This window comes from Nannocystis bainbridge (assembly GCF_028368995.1).
Taxonomy (GTDB): Bacteria; Myxococcota_A; Polyangia; order Nannocystales; family Nannocystaceae; genus Nannocystis; species Nannocystis bainbridge.
Map to the genome: position 1 here is coordinate 1,279,991 of NZ_JAQNDL010000001.1, position 16,082 is coordinate 1,296,072.

Below are 16,082 nucleotides of genomic sequence, written 5' to 3' on the forward strand. Positions count from 1 at the left end.
GGGTCGTGCTCGACGATGACGATCTGCCCCTGCCCGAGCTGCCTCTTCACCGCGGCAACTCGCCAGGGAGCCTCGATACCGAGAATGCGGACGTAGAGTTCGGTCTATGCCATGAGGATGACCGTGGATCGCCTCGTTGCTCGGCCGCGCCACGGTGCCGGCCGGCGAGCGGTCCGCGGTGTCGCCCTGGGGCGACCCGGAGACCGTACGCCTTGCCGACGCCGCGGCGCGGCGCGCTCACGCCAGACTCAAGGTCCAGCGCTGGCCGGCGCTGCCATTCCAGGCGCGCTGGACCAGCACGGCGCCGTCGGTCGATTCGCCGTTCTGCGCGTCCATCACCTTTCCGGAGAGCTTGCTCTGGACCCGGACGGTGCCGTCGTCGTTGGCGATCAACTGCCACAGCTGGTTGTTGCCGCCGTGCCACCGAAACTGCTGGATCTCGGCGCCGTCGGCCTGCGAAGCCCCGGACACGTCGAGGGACAGACCGCTGTGCTTCACCATGAGCCGGAAGCACCCTCCGCCCTGGTAGCTCAGCTCCCATTTCTGGTTGCCGCCGCCCCTGTAGGGCCACTGAATGACCCTGGTGCCCTGCGCCGTGGCTCCTCCGTTGACGTCGAGCGACTTGTCGAACTTGTTGACGAGCTTGTAGACCCCGTCGGCCGGCAGGCTCGGCTCCCCGGGCTTCTCGGGCTGGAACTCGGCCATGACGTTGAAGAACGCCACCTGGTTGTACACGCCGGTCTTGACGACCTCCTGCGTCGTCCCGTCGTCGTACGTCACGTCGTAGATCGCGCGGAACGGCACGTCGAGCTTGGCGTGCTGCATGAGCACGGAGGCCGTCACCCCCGAGTTCGCCGGCACCTTGACCGGCGAGTCCAGCGTGACCGTCTCGCTGGTCTCCTCCGTCCGGCCGAAGGTGATCGACGTCGTCACCTTGGCCCCGAGCGTGACCGTGGTCGTCACGGCCAGCAGCTGTACCTTGGTCTCATAGATGGCGTTCAGCTCCAACGCCGCGGACGCGCTGTACGTCTCGGTCCTCGTCTTCGACGTCGCGTAGGTGAAACGCAGCTCCTGCTCCGTGGCGGTGTTGTTCACGAGGCGCGTGCGATACGCGATGACCGGCGGCATCTGAACCAGGGCGGCCTGGTCCAGCAAGAACTGGATGTTCTTCAGCACGACCTCGCGGTTCGCCGAGGCGAAGCGCCACAGCTCGTTGTCGGAGCCGCCGTCCCAGTGCCACGAGACGCACCGGGAGCCGCTGACGTACGGGCCGTCCCCGAAGATGTTGATCTTCTGCTCCCACTCCTGCACCGACACCACGGCGTTGTACTGCCCGCCCACGTTGTCGTTCTGCCAGACGGCGAGATCGTCGCTCCCGATCCTGCCGATCGGCACCAGCTGCAACCCGGCGCCGTTGTCCGCCGAGGCCCGCGCCACGCACGTCCCGGTCGCCTTGTTCACCAGCCCGAACACTCCCGCGTTGCTGGCCTGGCGCGGCCGCTTCTCCCACATCTGTCGCTCGTCCTGGTACGAGTGGGTCGTCACCACGACGTCACTCCCGCTCGACGATGCGCTCAACGCCAGGGCGGCGTTCCCGGGACCACGAGCCTTGGAAATGATGAAGAAATACTCCACTGCAGACATTTTCACTCCTCTTTCGGATCGATCGGACCGCTCGCCGAGCCCCGCGCGATGCTGGGCCCCGAGCGTCATTTCAAGCCACAATGCGTCAAAGATCAGGATCGCCGGGCGAAGCGCTCTCGCATGATTCGGCCGCGCAGCTCGCTCTCATGGCACCCAGCGTCCGCGCCGAGGCCCATGATTCCGCTCCGGCGCGCGCCCCCGCGAGATGTCGAATTGCACGCAGTCTCGCCCGGCATTTCGCTTCGTCGCCAGCATTCAGCAAGCGACGTGCCACGCGTCGATGCGGCGGCGCCTCGGCTTCCAGCGGGCCCTGCACGCGCGTTTGTGGCCTCGGACGCTCACTGAACGTTCAACGGGCCGCGCTTGAACGGCCCGGGACGATGCCGTACGCTCGCGGCCCGTGGACAGCATCACCACGTTGACGCCGGCCGATGCGCGCGATGGCGAATGTTCACAGCGCAAGGCCGGCGTGACGATGACGATCGTCGGTCATCCCGATCCGAGCCGGATCGGCGAGATCGCCGCGGTCGAGTTCGACGCGCAGCAGCGCGTGCCGCTGTCGCGCCGCGAGCCGCTGTTCGCCGCCGCGGGCCAGCCCGGACGCCCGCTCGAGGACCCGCACCTCAGTCGCTCGCCCGCATACCTGTCTTTAAAGGCAGGTGAGATGCCGGTCTGGTCGGAGCTCGCGCACGCGCCGTGCGAGATCCGGCCGCTGCACGGCGCGCAGGGTCGCGCGTGGTACGTCGTGCTGAGGCGGCGGGTCGGGCTGCTGATCGAGCTGGGCCTGCGCGCGCCGCCGCCACGCGAACAGCACGGGCTCGTCGGAGTGAGCGCCGCGACGGAGCGTCTGCGCGAGCAGATCGAAGCGACGGCGGGGAGCGAGCTGCCGGTGCTGCTCATCGGCGAGACCGGCACCGGGAAGGAGCTCGCGGCGCAGGCGATCCACGCGTGCGGGCGGCGGCGCGGCCAGCCGCTCGTCACCGTCAACCTGTCGGCGATCCCCGACAGCACCGCGGCGAGCCAGCTGTTCGGCCACGCGCGCGGCGCCTTCACCGACGCGGCTCGCGCTCACGACGGCTACTTTCTCCAGGCCGACGGCGGCACGCTCTTCCTCGACGAGATCGGAGATGCGCCGATCAGCCTGCAAGTGCAGCTTCTGCGGGCGCTCGAGCAAGGCGAGATCCAGCCGATCGGCGGTCGCGTCCGCGCCGTCGACGTACGGATGCTCGCCGCCACCGACACCGACCTCGAGGACGCCGTCGCGGCCGGGCGCTTCCGCAAGGCGCTGCTGTTCCGCCTGTGCAGCCAGACGCTGCGACTCTTGCCACTGCGCGATCGACCGGCCGACATCGCCGTGCAGTTGATCCACTTCCTCGATCAGGCGCTCGCAGGGCTTGGGCGACGCGAGCGTCTGCGCATGCGTGCATGGACCGACAGCCCGTGGCTCGATCTCGAGGCGGTCGAGGCCGCGCTGTTCGCTCGCTGGCCCGGCAACTCCCGCGAGTTGCGCGGGGCCGCCAGTCAAGCCGCGCTGCTCGCTGCGAACCAGCCGAAGCTGGTGCTCACAACAAGCGCGCCACCCGCGATGGCGTCGACGCCGGCGCCGGACGTCGCGGCGCCCGTGGAGGTCGTCGCGCAGGCGCTGACGGAGTCCGTCATCCGCGAGACCCTCGCGGCGCACCAGCACTCGGTGCGTGGGGCTGCGCGGGCGCTCCAGGTCGCGCCGAATACGCTCTATGCGCGCATGCGCGATCTGGGGATCCCGCTCGCGGGGAGCCTCTCCGACGAGGAGGTTGCCGCCGCGCACGCGGCGTCGGGCGGAAATGTCATGAGGATGGCGCGCGCGCTCGGCGTGTCCGTACGGGGCATTCAACGGCGTCTCGGTCGCGCGCGATAGCTCGTCGATTCGTGGTAGGACGAGCGCGCGTTGCAAGACAACCCGCCAACCGACGGGTCGCAGGTGACCCTGGTGCCCGCGCCCGAATCGATTGTGACATCGAACCGGGGTCCCGCGCCCGAGGCGGTGCCGTCCCGGATCGGCCGCTTCGTGATCATCGGTCGCCTCGGCGCAGGCGGGATGGGCGTGGTCTATGCGGCGTACGACCCCGAGCTCGACCGCAAGGTCGCGATCAAGCTGATGTACCCGGAGGAGGGCGAGGTCGGCCCGCGGCGCGGCCAGGCGCTGCTACTGCGGGAGGCCCGGGCGCTGGCGAAGCTGTCTCACCCCAACATCGTGGCCATCCACGACGTCGGCGTGCACGCCGGGCAGGTGTTCGTGGCCATGGAGTTCGTCGACGGGCGCACGCTGCGACACTGGCTCGCGGAGGCCCCGCGCGCGTGGCAGACGATCGTCGACGTGTTCGTGCAGGCCGGCCGCGGTCTCATGGCGGCACACGCAGCCGGCCTCGTGCATCGCGACGTGAAGCCCGACAACCTGCTGGTCGGCAAGGACGGTCGGGTGCGCGTGGCCGACTTCGGCGTCGCCCGCTACCGCGACCCGGACGAGGCCGCGTGGACGGAGAACGGCGCGCTCCGGATGATGGCGACGGTGGCCGGACGCGGGGCCCGGATCGGCACGCCGGCATACATGGCCCCCGAGCAGCACGAGAACGAGGGGGTCGGCCCGCACAGCGATCAATTCAGCTTTTGCGTCGCGCTCTACGAGGCGCTGTACGAAGTGCGACCGTTCGCCGGCAAGACGCCGCACGAGATGGTCGCGCAGATCCGCGCGGGAGCATTGTGCAGACCGCCCGAGCCGCCGCGGCTGCCGGGTTGGCTCGATCGCGCGGTCCAGCGCGGCCTCGCGGCGCAACCGGCCTCGCGCTGGCCGTCGCTGTCGGCGCTGCTGTCGGCGCTCACGCCCGAGCAAGGCCAGCGGCGCGCGAAGTGGGGCTGGCGGGCCTTCTACGCCGCGCTCGTGGTCATCGGCGGGGTCGCGCTGTACCTCGGCGCGCGCGAATGGCAGCACCGCGACGCGCGCGAGCAGGCCGAGCTTGCGGCCGCGGAGCGCCTGGAGGTCGTGACCGCCGGCGTCGATCGCCTGCTCGCGCGCGGTCGACGGAGCGAGGCCGAGGAGGCGCTGCGGGCCTTCGTCGGCGAACCCGAGCACCGCGCCTCGCGGGCTGCCGTCGACGCCTGGCTGATGTGGGCCGACCGCATGGACGCGGCCCGCGATCGCGAAGCCGCCCTGTCCGCTCTGGTCGAGGCGTACACCACCCTGCCGGCGAAGGACCCACGCGAGGCCGCGATCTTCCTGCGGATCGCCGAGCTGTTCCGCGTGCAGTGGCGCTTCCAGGAGCTGGCGACGCTGGCCCACACGGCCGGCCAGCGATCGCCGCAGGCCGTCCATAGCGAGACCTGGTCGCGGCTGCGCGCCGACGCGGCCCTGGGGCTGCGCGACGTGAGCGGCTTCCTCGCGGAGGTCGATGGCGGCCGCGCCGGACGCGAGCGCGAAGACGTCGCGCCCGTGCTGCGCGCCCTGAACACGGCCAGCTTCCCCGGGGTCCGCGGCGAGCATGTCGTCGCGCTCGACCTCGAGGGCGACGGGCAGGACGAGTTGGCCGTGTTCCCCCGCGACGGCGAGCGCGGACCGGTGAGCGTGCGTCGCATGAACCGCGACCTGTCCCCGATGTTCGACCTGACGGGGGACGACGCGATCGGCCGCGTCGGCGCCGTCCTCGACTCGCTGCGTCGCAGCCCCGACGGACCCGCTTTCTTGCTCGGGCGCAGGGACGACACGGCGATGTTGTACGCGCTCGACACGGGCAAGCCGCAGATCGTGTTCACCTGGCCCTACGATCAGCTGCACGCGGCGGCCGCGGCCGACCTCGACGGCGACGGCCTGCGCGAGTTCTACGTCGGGACCGCCGCCTACACGCGCAAGTTGTATCGCCTGGGGCCCGACGCGAGCGGGACCTGGCAGCGCAGCGTGGCCCACCCCGCGATCGATGAGCTCAGCAGCGACATCAACGCGCTGGCCACCGGCGACTTCGACGGCGACGGCCGCGACGAGCTGGCGGTCGCCGTCGGCCCCTGGCGCGCCTACGACGTGCGGATCTTGCAAGCAGGGCCGGACGGTGGGCTCGAGCTCGCGGCACGCCGGCGCATCGGGCACGTGCGCGCGCTGACGACCCTGCGGGGGGTCGGCGGCGAGACGTTGCTGGCGATCGCCAAGGACAACGACGCCGCCAACAAGCTCGCATTCTCGCCCGACACCCCGCACGGAGAGCCGCCTGGCCTGTACATCGTCCGTCGCGCCGGCGAGGCGCTCGAGACCGTGTTCTTCGCGCCCTTTCCGGCGGCCGACGGTGCGCAGGAGGTCGGGAAGGTGCGCGCGATGTTCCGCGGCGACTTCGACGGCGACGGCCGCGACGACCTGCTCCTCCGCTACCGGGCGCCGTCCAGGAGCGAGGCGGCGGCCCTGTTGTGGCGACAGCGCGAGGACGGCAGCTTCGTGTCGGGGCTGGTCGAGCACGTCGTGCCGCTCGCCGTCGGCAACTTCGACGACGACGCCGCCGACGAGGTGCTCGTGACGACCCCGCACGGCGACGGCGACGCGCTGGCGGTGCTCGGCGCCGGCGGTGCACCGCTCGCGTCGGTCCTGCCCCCACGCGTGCACGTGACGCCGCCGCTGGTCGCCGATCCGTCACTGGCCCGCGCCTGGGCCCGCGCCGAGGATCTGGTCGGCTTCGGCCTCTACGCCGCGGCCGCCGACGCGCTCGCCCGCCGCAGCGCGCTCGCACCGTCGCCGGAGGACGGCCGGGCGGCGCAGCAGCGGGCCGCCGCGCTCTACGAGGCCGCCGGCGACCACGCGCGCGCGGCCGCCAGCCACGCGGTGCTGGCCCAGGACGGCAACGTCGACGCCGCGCTGGCGGCGATCGTCAGCTACGAGCGGGCCCTCGATCTCGACGACGCGCTGTGCGTGGCGCGAACGGTCCTGGCGAGCGACGCGCTGACTCCGTCGCAGCGCCGCCTGGCGAGCGCCGCCAGCGAACGCCTCACGGCAGCCGTCGAACCCCGCGACTCGATCGAGCTGCGCTTCGACCAGCCGCTGGCGCCGTCGTGGCAGATCCACGAGCCGCTGGCGCTGCGCATGGATCGCGTGCGGGGCAACCTGGCGATCGACGCCTACGCCGATACCGGCGATCTTATGACGCTGCCGATCGAGCTCGGCGACGGTGCTCTCGGCCTCGAGATCGAGCTCGAGGTGGAGCGCGCCGAGTGGGCCGCGCAGCTGGCCGTCAGCGTGCGCGCGCCCGACGGCGAGGAAGTCATGACGCTGGGCGTCGCCGCGAGCGGCGGCGGCGGCTACCTGCGGCGCCACGGGAGCTTCAGCGCGCCGAGCCTGCATCGTCGCCTGGACATCGCCGGGAGGCCGACCGACGACCCGAGCACCGGCTCGCATCACTTGTTGCGGGCGCGCCTGCTACCGCACCAGGGCATGCTGGACGTCGAGGAACGCGGCGACCTCGCGGAGCGGCGCTCGTTCCCCCTCAAGCAGACGCTACGGCCGGGCCCGCACCTGCTCGTGCTGCGCGCCAGCGGGGTCGAGGAGCACGGCGCGCTCCAGCTCCGTGCCCGGCTCCGGCGCGTCTCGCTCGTCGGCGCACGACTCTCCGAAACGGCACCGACAGCGCCGGGCTCGCAACTCGCGCGCGCGCTGGTGACGGGCCAGCTGCGCGAGGCGGCGACCTCGTCGGCCGCCGAGGAGTTGGCGCCGTTGTGGCGAGCCGCCGCCGCCGCGGAGCTCGGCCGCCTCGACGACGCGCTCGCATGGCTGTCGACCCTCGACATCACGCGGCCTGCGATCCGCCAGCGTTTGCGGCACCTGTTGCGCGGGCAGCCGACGCGGTTCTTGCCGCTGATGCGCGCGGCCTTCGGCGCGGCCCACGGCGCGCTGCTGCGCGAGGCGCTGACGAACGCGGCGCGCATGCACCTCGACGCCGAGCAGCAGCAGATGTGGCTGAGTCAGACCGTGGACGTGGACAGCTTGCCGACGTCCGACGCCGTGCAGCTCGACACCAAGGCCGAACTGCTGACGATGCGCGCCGCGGCGTGGCAGGCCGCGGGCGAGCTCGAGCAGGCCGCGGCGGACCTCGACGCCGCGACCACCCTGCGCGCGAGCCACAGCGACGAGCCCGACGATCGCCTCGCCGAACTCGAGCTCCTCGTCGCCGAAGTCGCGGCGGCCCGCCATCGACCGGACGAGGCGATGGCCGCAGCGACCCGCGCGCTGGCCCGCTCGCGCGAGCCGACGGCGATGAAGGAGCGCCTGCGGCTCCACCCGCGTCTCCAGGCCATGCAGGCCGATCCGCGCTGGCATCGATTGCTCTCCGCCAGGCCGTAGCGCTCACCGGCACCTCGTCGGTGCCGTCATGGCTCCGCTCACTGACACACGAACGTGGCGAGCAGGTTGAGCGCCGAGTCGATCAGCGGCTGGCCCTGCTGCGGCGTCACGAGCTCGGCGTCGATCCAGCCGTCCACCTGATCGACGATGCCCTCGAGCTTGTTGCACAGCTGGTTGTGCTTGTTCTTCTCGATCGCCGACATCACGATCCCGAGGTGGACGAGCAGGCTGTTGAGCTGGCCGTGGTTGAGGCTGCCCGCCAGCGCGGCCGCGGCCGACTCCATGTTCTCGACCACCTCCTCGGGCGTGTACACCTTGACGTGCAGGCTGCACACGTCCTGATGGCCGGCGGCGTCGGTCGCGGTGCAGAACACCTCGGTCTCGCTGCCGATCTCGAAGGTCTCGCCGGACGTCGGGCACACCACCGCAGGCGCGCCGTCGCACACGTCGACCGCGGCGGCCGTGAAGGTCACCACGGTGCCCCCGGGGCTCTCGGGGTCGACGGCGATGTCCGGCGGGCATTCGATCTGCGGCGCCTGGGTGTCCTGCACCGTCACGCTGGCGGTGCACGAGTTCGTCGGGCTGCACACGCCGGCGTCGGTCGCCGTGAAGGTGACCTCGGTCGCCTGGCCGACGCCGTAGAACAGCGGGCTGTCGTCGACCACCGTGACCTCGTCGCAATTGTCGATCGACGCGCCGGCCGCGGCGTAGAACTCGGCGAGCTGGGTGTCGCCGGCCCAGGCGCCGCCGGGCGAGGCACACTCGATGACCTGGTCGTCGGGACAGGCGATGTCGGGCGTCGCGTAGCGGAACGGGTTCGCCTCCGGGGCGGCGAACACGGTCCCGGTCAGGGTCTTGGCGAAGTTCACCGCCTCGAGCGGGGTCCACACGCCGTCGCCGATGCCGACGATGTCGTGGCACTCGTCGGCGTTCATCATCACGCCGTTGACGCCCTCGAGCAAGAATCCGGTGATCGTGCTCTCCTTCTCGTAGGTCCAGGTGTACACGCCGTGGAACGCCTCGCAGTGGGCGCCCGAGTCACGGATGTCGATCGCGTCGGCCACGTTGTCCTCGACGCTCTGCGGCGTCTCGACGGTGACGTTGTAGCCGTCGCCGAACCAGTACTTGTCGAAGCCGGTGGTGCGGAAGTAGTTGTCGACGGCCGACATGGTCTGCTCGTCGCCCGACAGGTAGTCGACCGCCACGGCGGCGCGCGGGTCGGCGTTGATCTGGCTCAAGATCGCCTCGAACTGCTCCTTCTCCTCGAAGTCAGGGATCGAGAACAGCAGGTTGATGTCGGGGCCGAGGCTGCCGCGCACGTGGTTATAGAGGTCGAGCAGCGGGCCGTCCGGGTCCTTGATGTCGAGGATGACGAGGCCGAGCGGCGAGTCCCCGAGGCCCAGGGTCAAGCTCACGCCCCCTAGCCAATCATCGATGTCGGTCGACCAGGCGAACACGCCGTCGTGATCGACGACCCACCGGTCGGGCACGAACTCGGTGGGGCTGCCCCACGAGAAGTCGGCCTCGATCGCGTTCACGTCCTGCGCGAGCACGACATTGGGCACGTCGGCCGGGTCGTTGCACCGGTGGGCGATGATATACAGCGGCTGCTCGCAATCGGCCCACGCCGGCGCGGCCGGCAACACCGTCGCCACCCCGGCGATCACGGCCGCGAGGCCGATTCGCCGCTTGCATGCTCCCATTCTCCTCGTACGTGTCACGGATCCCTCCAGTCGCGCGCCTCGGCGCGCGGATCAATTCATGATGTCGACAGCTCGCAACGTGCCGTCGGGGACGCACCCGCACTTGCGCGGGCCGACCGTCATCGGAGCAGTGGCCGCAGCGGCGCGAACGATCGCGGTCGCCGGAAAATTCCGCCGCGCACCTGGCTTCACGGCCCGGAGCTCGGGCCGCCGCGCTCCCTGGCCCGCGCATCGCCTGAACCTCGGCGAGCATCGGCCCCGCGGCTCCCGGGCTCGCGCGCCGGGCCGCGGCTCACTTCTGAAGCATGAAGAGCTGCACGATGGGCACCCCGACGTGACCCATGTCCCCGATCGTGATCCTCGTCGCTCGCACGAAGCCCGACTCCAGGCCGTCGCAGAACCCGCCGTCCAGGAAGAGCTCGTAGACGTTGTCCGCGACGTACCCGAAGCCGATCGCGTTGCCGCGCGCGAACTTCTCGATCGTGCATACCCGGTTCTGCAGGGCCTGGTCCGAGTAAACGTCGAGCCGGGCGAAGGCCACGTGCTCCGAGGCCAGCGCCAGGCCGTCGGCGAGGCACGGCGCGTCGATCGACCCGGTGCCCTCGTCGAGGTCGAGGTCGAACGCGCCATCTTTGTGCTGGTACACGATCGCCGGCGAGTCCGGGAGCCCGGTGAGCAGGTAGCGCTGCCCCTGCTCGACGGAGAGCGCGACGCCGCCGGAGGGGTTGAGGAACTCGAAGTCCTCGATGAACGTGGCGATGCAGTAGCCCGCGAGCTCGTCGCTGACCTGACCGTTGTTGCTCTCGAAGTCGCCGCCGTCACCGCCGCACGCAGCGAACGCGAGGGCGCCTACGAGCGCCTTGAAGTCACGCATGGGTCTCTCCTCGGATGGACGCGATCCAGAGTGCATCGCGCGCGCGCGGCGGCTGAAGGTCCACGGGTGAGGGTCCTGTGGCGCCCAGTAACGACGCTCCGGCCACCGCGAGGGATTACGAGGGGAACGTCGCAGTCGGGCGCGGAATCGTCGCTCGTCGCGCTGGGCGAAGATCTGCCAGGGGCTCCGCGCAGCTCGCACCAGGCATACACCCGGGCCGAGCTCGCTCGCCCCGATCGCGGCCGCACCGGCGAGTCCCGCTGCCGCACCATCGACGCGTTCCCGACCGCATCGAGGATGTCCATCGCTCGTTCCTTCCGTCGCCGCCGCTGTCCCCATCCGCCGCGCGCCCAGGCGGCCCCTCCCTCGCAGAATTGCATTCGTGCGAACTCGGGTCGCACAGACCGCGAATGTGCGCGAATGACCGCGATGCTCTGTTAGGGGTTGCCCATGCGCATGACGTCGCGGACATCGATACTGCTCGGCTTGCTCTCCACGCTCTCCAGCGCGTGCGGCGAGCAACAACAGGTGGACGGCACGGCGACGGGCACCGGGACCGGCACCGGGACGGGCGCGACGGGCGTCGGCGCGAGCACCGAACCCGAGACCGGGACCGGCACCCCGACAGAGCCGGGCACGAGCACGAGCACGAGCACGAGCACGAGCACCGGCACCAGCACGCAGGGCCCCGGCACCGACTCGACCGGCGAGACTGCTTCGCCCGGCGCGCTCGTCGACGGCGAGCCGTTCCAGCTCTCGGGCGCGGGCTTCGGGCACAAGGACCCGGCGGCTCCCATCCTGTTCGACCGCTTCGAGGCCGGTGGGGCGCTCGGTGAGACCCTCGCCACTCCGACGATCGGTCCGACCTGGCAGCTCGGGTGGGGGAACACGATCTACGACGCGACGAGGGCGTTCTCCGGCGAGCGCGCCGCCATGGGCGATTGGACCGACGCCGAGACGTCGGGCAACGCGACGTTCATCGGCGGCCTCGGCCTGACCGAGGCCTACTATTCGTATCGCATCTACAAGGAGGTGTACGGCGGCACGGATGTCAACTGGAACTTCAAGCACGGTGTCCTCACCTCGGGCGACGTGGACACCTATCATGGCACCGTCCAGCTGGTCAGCAGCGAGCTCGGCCCGGCGGAGGGCAAGGACGCGTACACGATCGCGGCGAACGGGAGCGAGTACAACCAGACGTTCTATGCGGCGGACGATACGGCCTACCTGCCGGACGACGGCTGGCATCGCGTGGAGCACTACGTGCGGCTGTCCGACCCGCCGGGCGCGCCCAACGGCAAGCGTTACTTCAAGGTCGACGGCAACGGGAACTTCACCTACTCCGGGGTGCCGGGGGGTCACTACGCGTCGCCGAGCGGGGCCATCGGCCACACCACCTACGACGGCGACGCGATGGTGACGCGCACGACCGACCACCGGATCGAGAACGTGTTCCTGCCGTTCTACCTCCGCTCCGGCTACTCGGCGCGCGCCTGGTACGACGAGATCTACGTCGATCGCACGCAGGCGCGGGTCGAGTTCGGCGACCAGGCGGAATGGGCCGAATGCACGAAGCGTTGCCCTCAGCCGGCCACTTCGTGGTCCGACGAGGCCATCACGGTGACCGCGAACATGTGCGACTTCGCGGCGGGAGAAGTGGCCTTCGGCTTCGTGGTGACCGCCAATGGCGCCATCGTGGAGTTGGGCGCGCTCGGGACCTGGTGACCCGCCGCGACCAGCGGTGAGCGGTGCATCGGCGCGTGCGCCGTCGGGCCGCGGTTCCGGTCACGACGCCTCGAACATGTCGATGATCGCGCGAGCCTGATCGGTATCCGGCATCTCCGGCGCCTCGTACAGCACGTGATTCGCGCCGTCGACGACGATGCCAGCCAGCGTACCCGCGAAACCCTGGACGATCTCGACGCGCGGCGTCAGCGTCGCGCCGGGGATCGAGAGCTCGTCGATGCGATCCTCGCCGGCCCAAAGCGGATCACCCTGATGCGCGACGAACATGCGGCTGCCGTCGGGCGCGACGGCCAGGCCGCTCGGGTTGCTGATCCCGGTGAAAAACGGCGTGATGACGCCGTCGGCGGTGACCGTGACGATGCTATCGCTGTTCCAACCGGTCACATAGAGCGTCCCGTCGGCGCCGAACGCCGCCACGCCGAACCCGATGTCCGACTGCGCGAAGGTGGTGATCACGCCGGTCTCGACATCGATCGCCTGCAGAGCCGACGCGTTCGGCGCCGGCCTGGTGGTGGCGATCAGCTGGCCGCCGAAGCCACCGAAGCCCTCCGGCGCGACCGTCAGCGAGGTGACGGTGTCCTCGAACGTCAGGATCTCGTGGACCTGATCCTGATCGTCCACGGCGTAGAGAGTGGCGAAAAGCTCGGGGGGGTCATGGAGCCCCGTCGCGTAGTAGATGCTGTCGTCGCTCGCGCGGTAGGTCAAGGCCGAGGCCACCTGATAATGAATGTGCGGAGCCACGATCGAGACGGACCCGTCGTCCTTGTCGACGCGGTACACGTTCGAAGTCTCCTCGCCGCCGCTGACGATCAGGTCGCAATCGCCGTCGAACGCGATCTGGCCGTATACCGCCTGCCCCTGCCACACGACGATGGGGAACGTGTGCGCGGCGACGTCCCACGCGCACGCCTCGATCATGCACGTGTCGCTGCAACGGTCGCCCGACACCGTCCCGCCGTCGTCGCACTCCTCGCCCGGATCGACGTTACTATCACCGCATACACCCATGCCTGTGGCCTCACCGCCGTCCCCCCAATCGTCTTCACAGGTGAATCCCGGCCCGTGGCACGGGCAGGACGGAATGAACGAGACGACGCTACCGACCAGAATCGTGAACCGTAGCATGACCACCTGGCGCTCAGGCTGCTCGAGCTTTTACGGCGTGCATCCTCGTTCGAGACAACATGCGTCTTTCGTGCGTCTGGCACTCCTCGCCCGCGCTGTCCGCCCGATAAGCGCGGAGAGCGCCGATTGTACATAGGGCTCAATCGCAGGATCCACGCCTCTCGTATCGCCAGAACCCGGCGGCAACACCTTCGCATCCGCCGCCGCGCATGGCCGCTCACCGATTCGCCGAGATTCCCGCCGAACCCGCGCGGCGCGTTGCGGGGCCCCGGCCCGCAGGCTGACCGGGTAGCCCACCCACGGGACGCTCAACGATGCGCCGCGGATCCAGTCACGGAACTCGCGGTCCCAAGCCTCACGGCTGCGGGACCGCCGTCGAGGCAGGTGTCGCCGGGGGCGGGCTGGGCGACGGGCGCTCTGGCAGCGGGAGCGCCGTGCCGACCTGAAACAGCGGCGTCCCGGTGGCCTGATCGACCGCGAGCAGCATGCCCGGTTTCAGAATATAGAGATTCCGGACCGGCGAGTCCGGGTGTGATGCGAGCAGCAGCGAGCGGTATTGGAGCATATTGTCGTGAATCGAGTCCGTCGTGGCGGCCATCGGGCCGTGGTACATGCTCCGCGCCCAGGCCAGCGCGCCATCGCGGGTGATGGAGGCCACGATCTCGATCACCTCGTCGCGCTGCTCGACGCGCTTTGGTTCGAAGGAGTCCGCCGATGGGCGATTCTCCATGGTCTGGCTGCGATGCTCCACCATGTCGAAGAAGGCGTGCGGCCATGCGAGCTCGAAGCCGAGGATCCTCGGCTCGAAGTCGACCTCGCGGTTCATGACATCCCCTGAGAAATCGACGTGCCGCCAGCCTCCATCCTCACGAAACACCGGGTCGAAGGTCTTGAGCATCACCGTGCGCTCAGGGCCGCCGTCGCTGCGCATGTCGGAGCACCACGCGTTCCCCTCGCTCCTTCGGTTTATCTTATTGTACTTCCCGCAGACCTCCGGCGGGTAGGTTTCGCTGCTGGCGTGCGCGTTCTGCAGCGGGCTCATCATCTCGACGTTCTTGCGGGCCCCCGCCGGGAGGCAGTCCGGCGGTCGATCGCTGCGCCCGCTGGCGAGCTCGCCGGCGGCGCCGAGCACGATGCCGCCGTCACGGTCGTCCTCGACGCCGATCCAGAAGCCCTCGGCGATGCGGCAGACGCCGCCGACTGCCGATACGGGGGGCACCTTCTCGGGAAAGCTGCCGCGCTTGCGGAGAGTGCCGTCGGCGCTCGAAACGAGGACCCAGTCGCGCGACCAGGCGATCAGATACACGCCGTCGCCCGCGAGCGTCAGCGGGACCGCCGGGAACACCTCCTCGACACGCCATCCATCGATCCGCGCGAAGCTCGGGGGCTGCGGGTCAAGGGCGACCCGCCAGAGCACGCGACCGGTGGCCTCGTCGAGCTTCACGAGGGCACCGGCGCCGTTGCTCTGGACCAAGCCGAACAGCGAGCCGTCGGCGTCGCGCGTAGGGATCGAGGCCCACGTGTCCGGCAGCGTGACGGGCGCGGCGGGGAATGAGACGACGTCCCAGGTGTTGGTGACGGCGCCCGTCAAAAAGACCTTGTGGTCGTCGCTCGCGAAGAAGCGCGACGCCCCGACCGCGAGCACTCCCGAGATGGCAAGGAGGACTATGATAAAAGTGCGCGATTTCGCCATCGTGAGGCCCTGCAGCGGGCGGGAAGCATAGCGAGTTCCCAGCGGCGCAGCGACCTGCATCGTGGTCTCGAACGTGACGGCCGCGCCGAGGTCGAGGCCGCGTATATGATGCTCGAGCGCAACGATCCCACGCGAAGCCGTCGCACCGTCGCCGCTGACAGGGGCGCGGGCGCCCGCCCAGCACAATTCGACATGCTCGTCACAGTGCGGTTCGGCGACAGCGCGCTGGCGAGGTCGCTTGCGCGCCTCGTGGACGGTGCGCAGCGGCGCCGGCGGCATGGGGCTCGCCGAGGCGATGCGCGCCGGGCCGGCGTGGTTCCGGGCGGCGTTCGGCGCCGGCGCATCCGCCTGCCTCGACTTGGGTCGATGCTCAGTATAGAGCCGGGTTGCCCTCCTCACGCAGGAGGGCGCCGATCTGCCCCTCGCTGGCGTGATCGGTCCGCGCGAGGATCTTCCGCTTGTACGCGGGCGTGAACTTGCGACGCGTCGCCTTCTCGGCGGTCTCGGGGTCGTGGCCGACGACCTCGGCGTGGGCTCGACCCGCCAACTCGATTGCTCCTCCTTGCCCCTTTTTTTGATGGTTTGGTTGCTCATGCTCTTGATTCACGGACTCGCCCTGCTCTCTAAACTTCGTGGGGTCCACGTCTCACACGATATTATGAGGTAGGGCGCTTCTGCGTCCGCTTCGTCGACGGCTACAACCATCACCACCGCCACTCCCGCATCGCCTTTCTGGCGCGGAGGGCGGACACTGGGACGGCATGGCCATCGCCGAGCACGGTGGGTGCTCGGTGCGCGAGCCGGGCGTGAGCGCCATCGCCGAACCCGACCGCACGCGTGATCATGGATCGGGTGCGAACCGCCTGCGATCCCGTGGAGATCACGGACCCCAGCATCACGGCGCGCCTGCTGCGCCGGGAATTGTTCATGATATGGCTGCCGCGATGCGCG

General features: G+C 70.1%; 10 protein-coding genes. 3 read left to right on the forward strand and 7 right to left on the reverse strand.

The window, feature by feature from the left end; genetic code table 11:
- Positions 1 to 237: 237 nt before the first annotated feature.
- Together POL25_RS05050 and POL25_RS05055 are read right to left on the reverse strand one after the other, a co-directional pair.
- A complete protein-coding gene (locus POL25_RS05050; RefSeq protein ID WP_272084694.1) occupies positions 238 to 1,644 on the reverse strand; it encodes an RICIN domain-containing protein in 1,407 nt (468 codons plus the stop codon).
- 451 nt (positions 1,645 to 2,095) lie between these two features.
- Complete coding sequence (locus POL25_RS05055) at positions 2,096 to 2,266, reverse strand: hypothetical protein (RefSeq protein WP_272087260.1); 171 nt, start codon at positions 2,264 to 2,266, stop codon at positions 2,096 to 2,098.
- A 42-nt stretch (positions 2,267 to 2,308) separates the two neighbouring features.
- On the opposite strand from POL25_RS05055, the gene POL25_RS05060 reads away from it, so the two are divergent.
- Together POL25_RS05060 and POL25_RS05065 are read left to right on the forward strand one after the other, a co-directional pair.
- Positions 2,309 to 3,541, forward strand: coding sequence for a sigma 54-interacting transcriptional regulator (locus POL25_RS05060; protein WP_272087236.1), 1,233 nt, complete (start codon positions 2,309 to 2,311; stop codon positions 3,539 to 3,541).
- 126 nt (positions 3,542 to 3,667) lie between these two features.
- Entirely contained in the window at positions 3,668 to 7,990 is a 4,323-nt protein-coding gene (locus POL25_RS05065; RefSeq protein WP_272084695.1) for a serine/threonine-protein kinase, read from the forward strand.
- 38 nt (positions 7,991 to 8,028) lie between these two features.
- On the opposite strand, the gene POL25_RS05070 is transcribed toward POL25_RS05065, so the two are convergent.
- Together POL25_RS05070 and POL25_RS05075 are read right to left on the reverse strand one after the other, a co-directional pair.
- On the reverse strand, positions 8,029 to 9,693 hold the full coding sequence (locus POL25_RS05070) for an HYR domain-containing protein (protein ID WP_272084696.1): 1,665 nt from the start codon (positions 9,691 to 9,693) through the stop codon (positions 8,029 to 8,031).
- A gap of 292 nt (positions 9,694 to 9,985) precedes the next feature.
- Positions 9,986 to 10,567: a hypothetical protein gene (locus POL25_RS05075; RefSeq protein ID WP_272084697.1), complete on the reverse strand. Its 582-nt coding sequence runs from the start codon at positions 10,565 to 10,567 to the stop codon at positions 9,986 to 9,988.
- Positions 10,568 to 11,053: 486 nt separating this feature from the next.
- Here POL25_RS05075 and POL25_RS05080 point away from each other — a divergent pair, with 486 nt between their 5' ends.
- Positions 11,054 to 12,292: a hypothetical protein gene (locus POL25_RS05080; RefSeq protein ID WP_272084698.1), complete on the forward strand. Its 1,239-nt coding sequence runs from the start codon at positions 11,054 to 11,056 to the stop codon at positions 12,290 to 12,292.
- Positions 12,293 to 12,352: 60 nt separating this feature from the next.
- Here the strand turns inward: POL25_RS05080 and POL25_RS05085 are convergent, their stop codons facing one another.
- The 3 genes from POL25_RS05085 to POL25_RS05095 form a co-directional block, all read right to left on the reverse strand.
- Positions 12,353 to 13,438 (reverse strand): hypothetical protein, encoded by a 1,086-nt coding sequence (locus POL25_RS05085; RefSeq protein ID WP_272084699.1) that lies wholly within the window; start codon positions 13,436 to 13,438, stop codon positions 12,353 to 12,355.
- Positions 13,439 to 13,793: 355 nt separating this feature from the next.
- Positions 13,794 to 15,410: a hypothetical protein gene (locus POL25_RS05090; protein WP_272084700.1), complete on the reverse strand. Its 1,617-nt coding sequence runs from the start codon at positions 15,408 to 15,410 to the stop codon at positions 13,794 to 13,796.
- 91 nt (positions 15,411 to 15,501) lie between these two features.
- Positions 15,502 to 15,678, reverse strand: a complete 177-nt coding sequence (locus POL25_RS05095) for a hypothetical protein (protein WP_272084701.1) — start codon at positions 15,676 to 15,678, stop codon at positions 15,502 to 15,504.
- Between the last annotated feature and the right edge of the window lie 404 nt (positions 15,679 to 16,082).

Coding starts and splice junctions, on each gene's coding strand:
- POL25_RS05050 (WP_272084694.1), bottom strand. CDS start 1,644: ATGTCTGCAGTGGAGTATTTCTTCATCATTTCCAAGGCTCGTGGTCCC.
- POL25_RS05060 (WP_272087236.1), top strand. CDS start 2,309: ATGCCGGTCTGGTCGGAGCTCGCGCACGCGCCGTGCGAGATCCGGCCG.
- POL25_RS05070 (WP_272084696.1), bottom strand. CDS start 9,693: ATGGGAGCATGCAAGCGGCGAATCGGCCTCGCGGCCGTGATCGCCGGG.
- POL25_RS05075 (WP_272084697.1), bottom strand. CDS start 10,567: ATGCGTGACTTCAAGGCGCTCGTAGGCGCCCTCGCGTTCGCTGCGTGC.
- POL25_RS05085 (WP_272084699.1), bottom strand. CDS start 13,438: ATGCTACGGTTCACGATTCTGGTCGGTAGCGTCGTCTCGTTCATTCCG.
- POL25_RS05090 (WP_272084700.1), bottom strand. CDS start 15,410: ATGCCGCCGGCGCCGCTGCGCACCGTCCACGAGGCGCGCAAGCGACCT.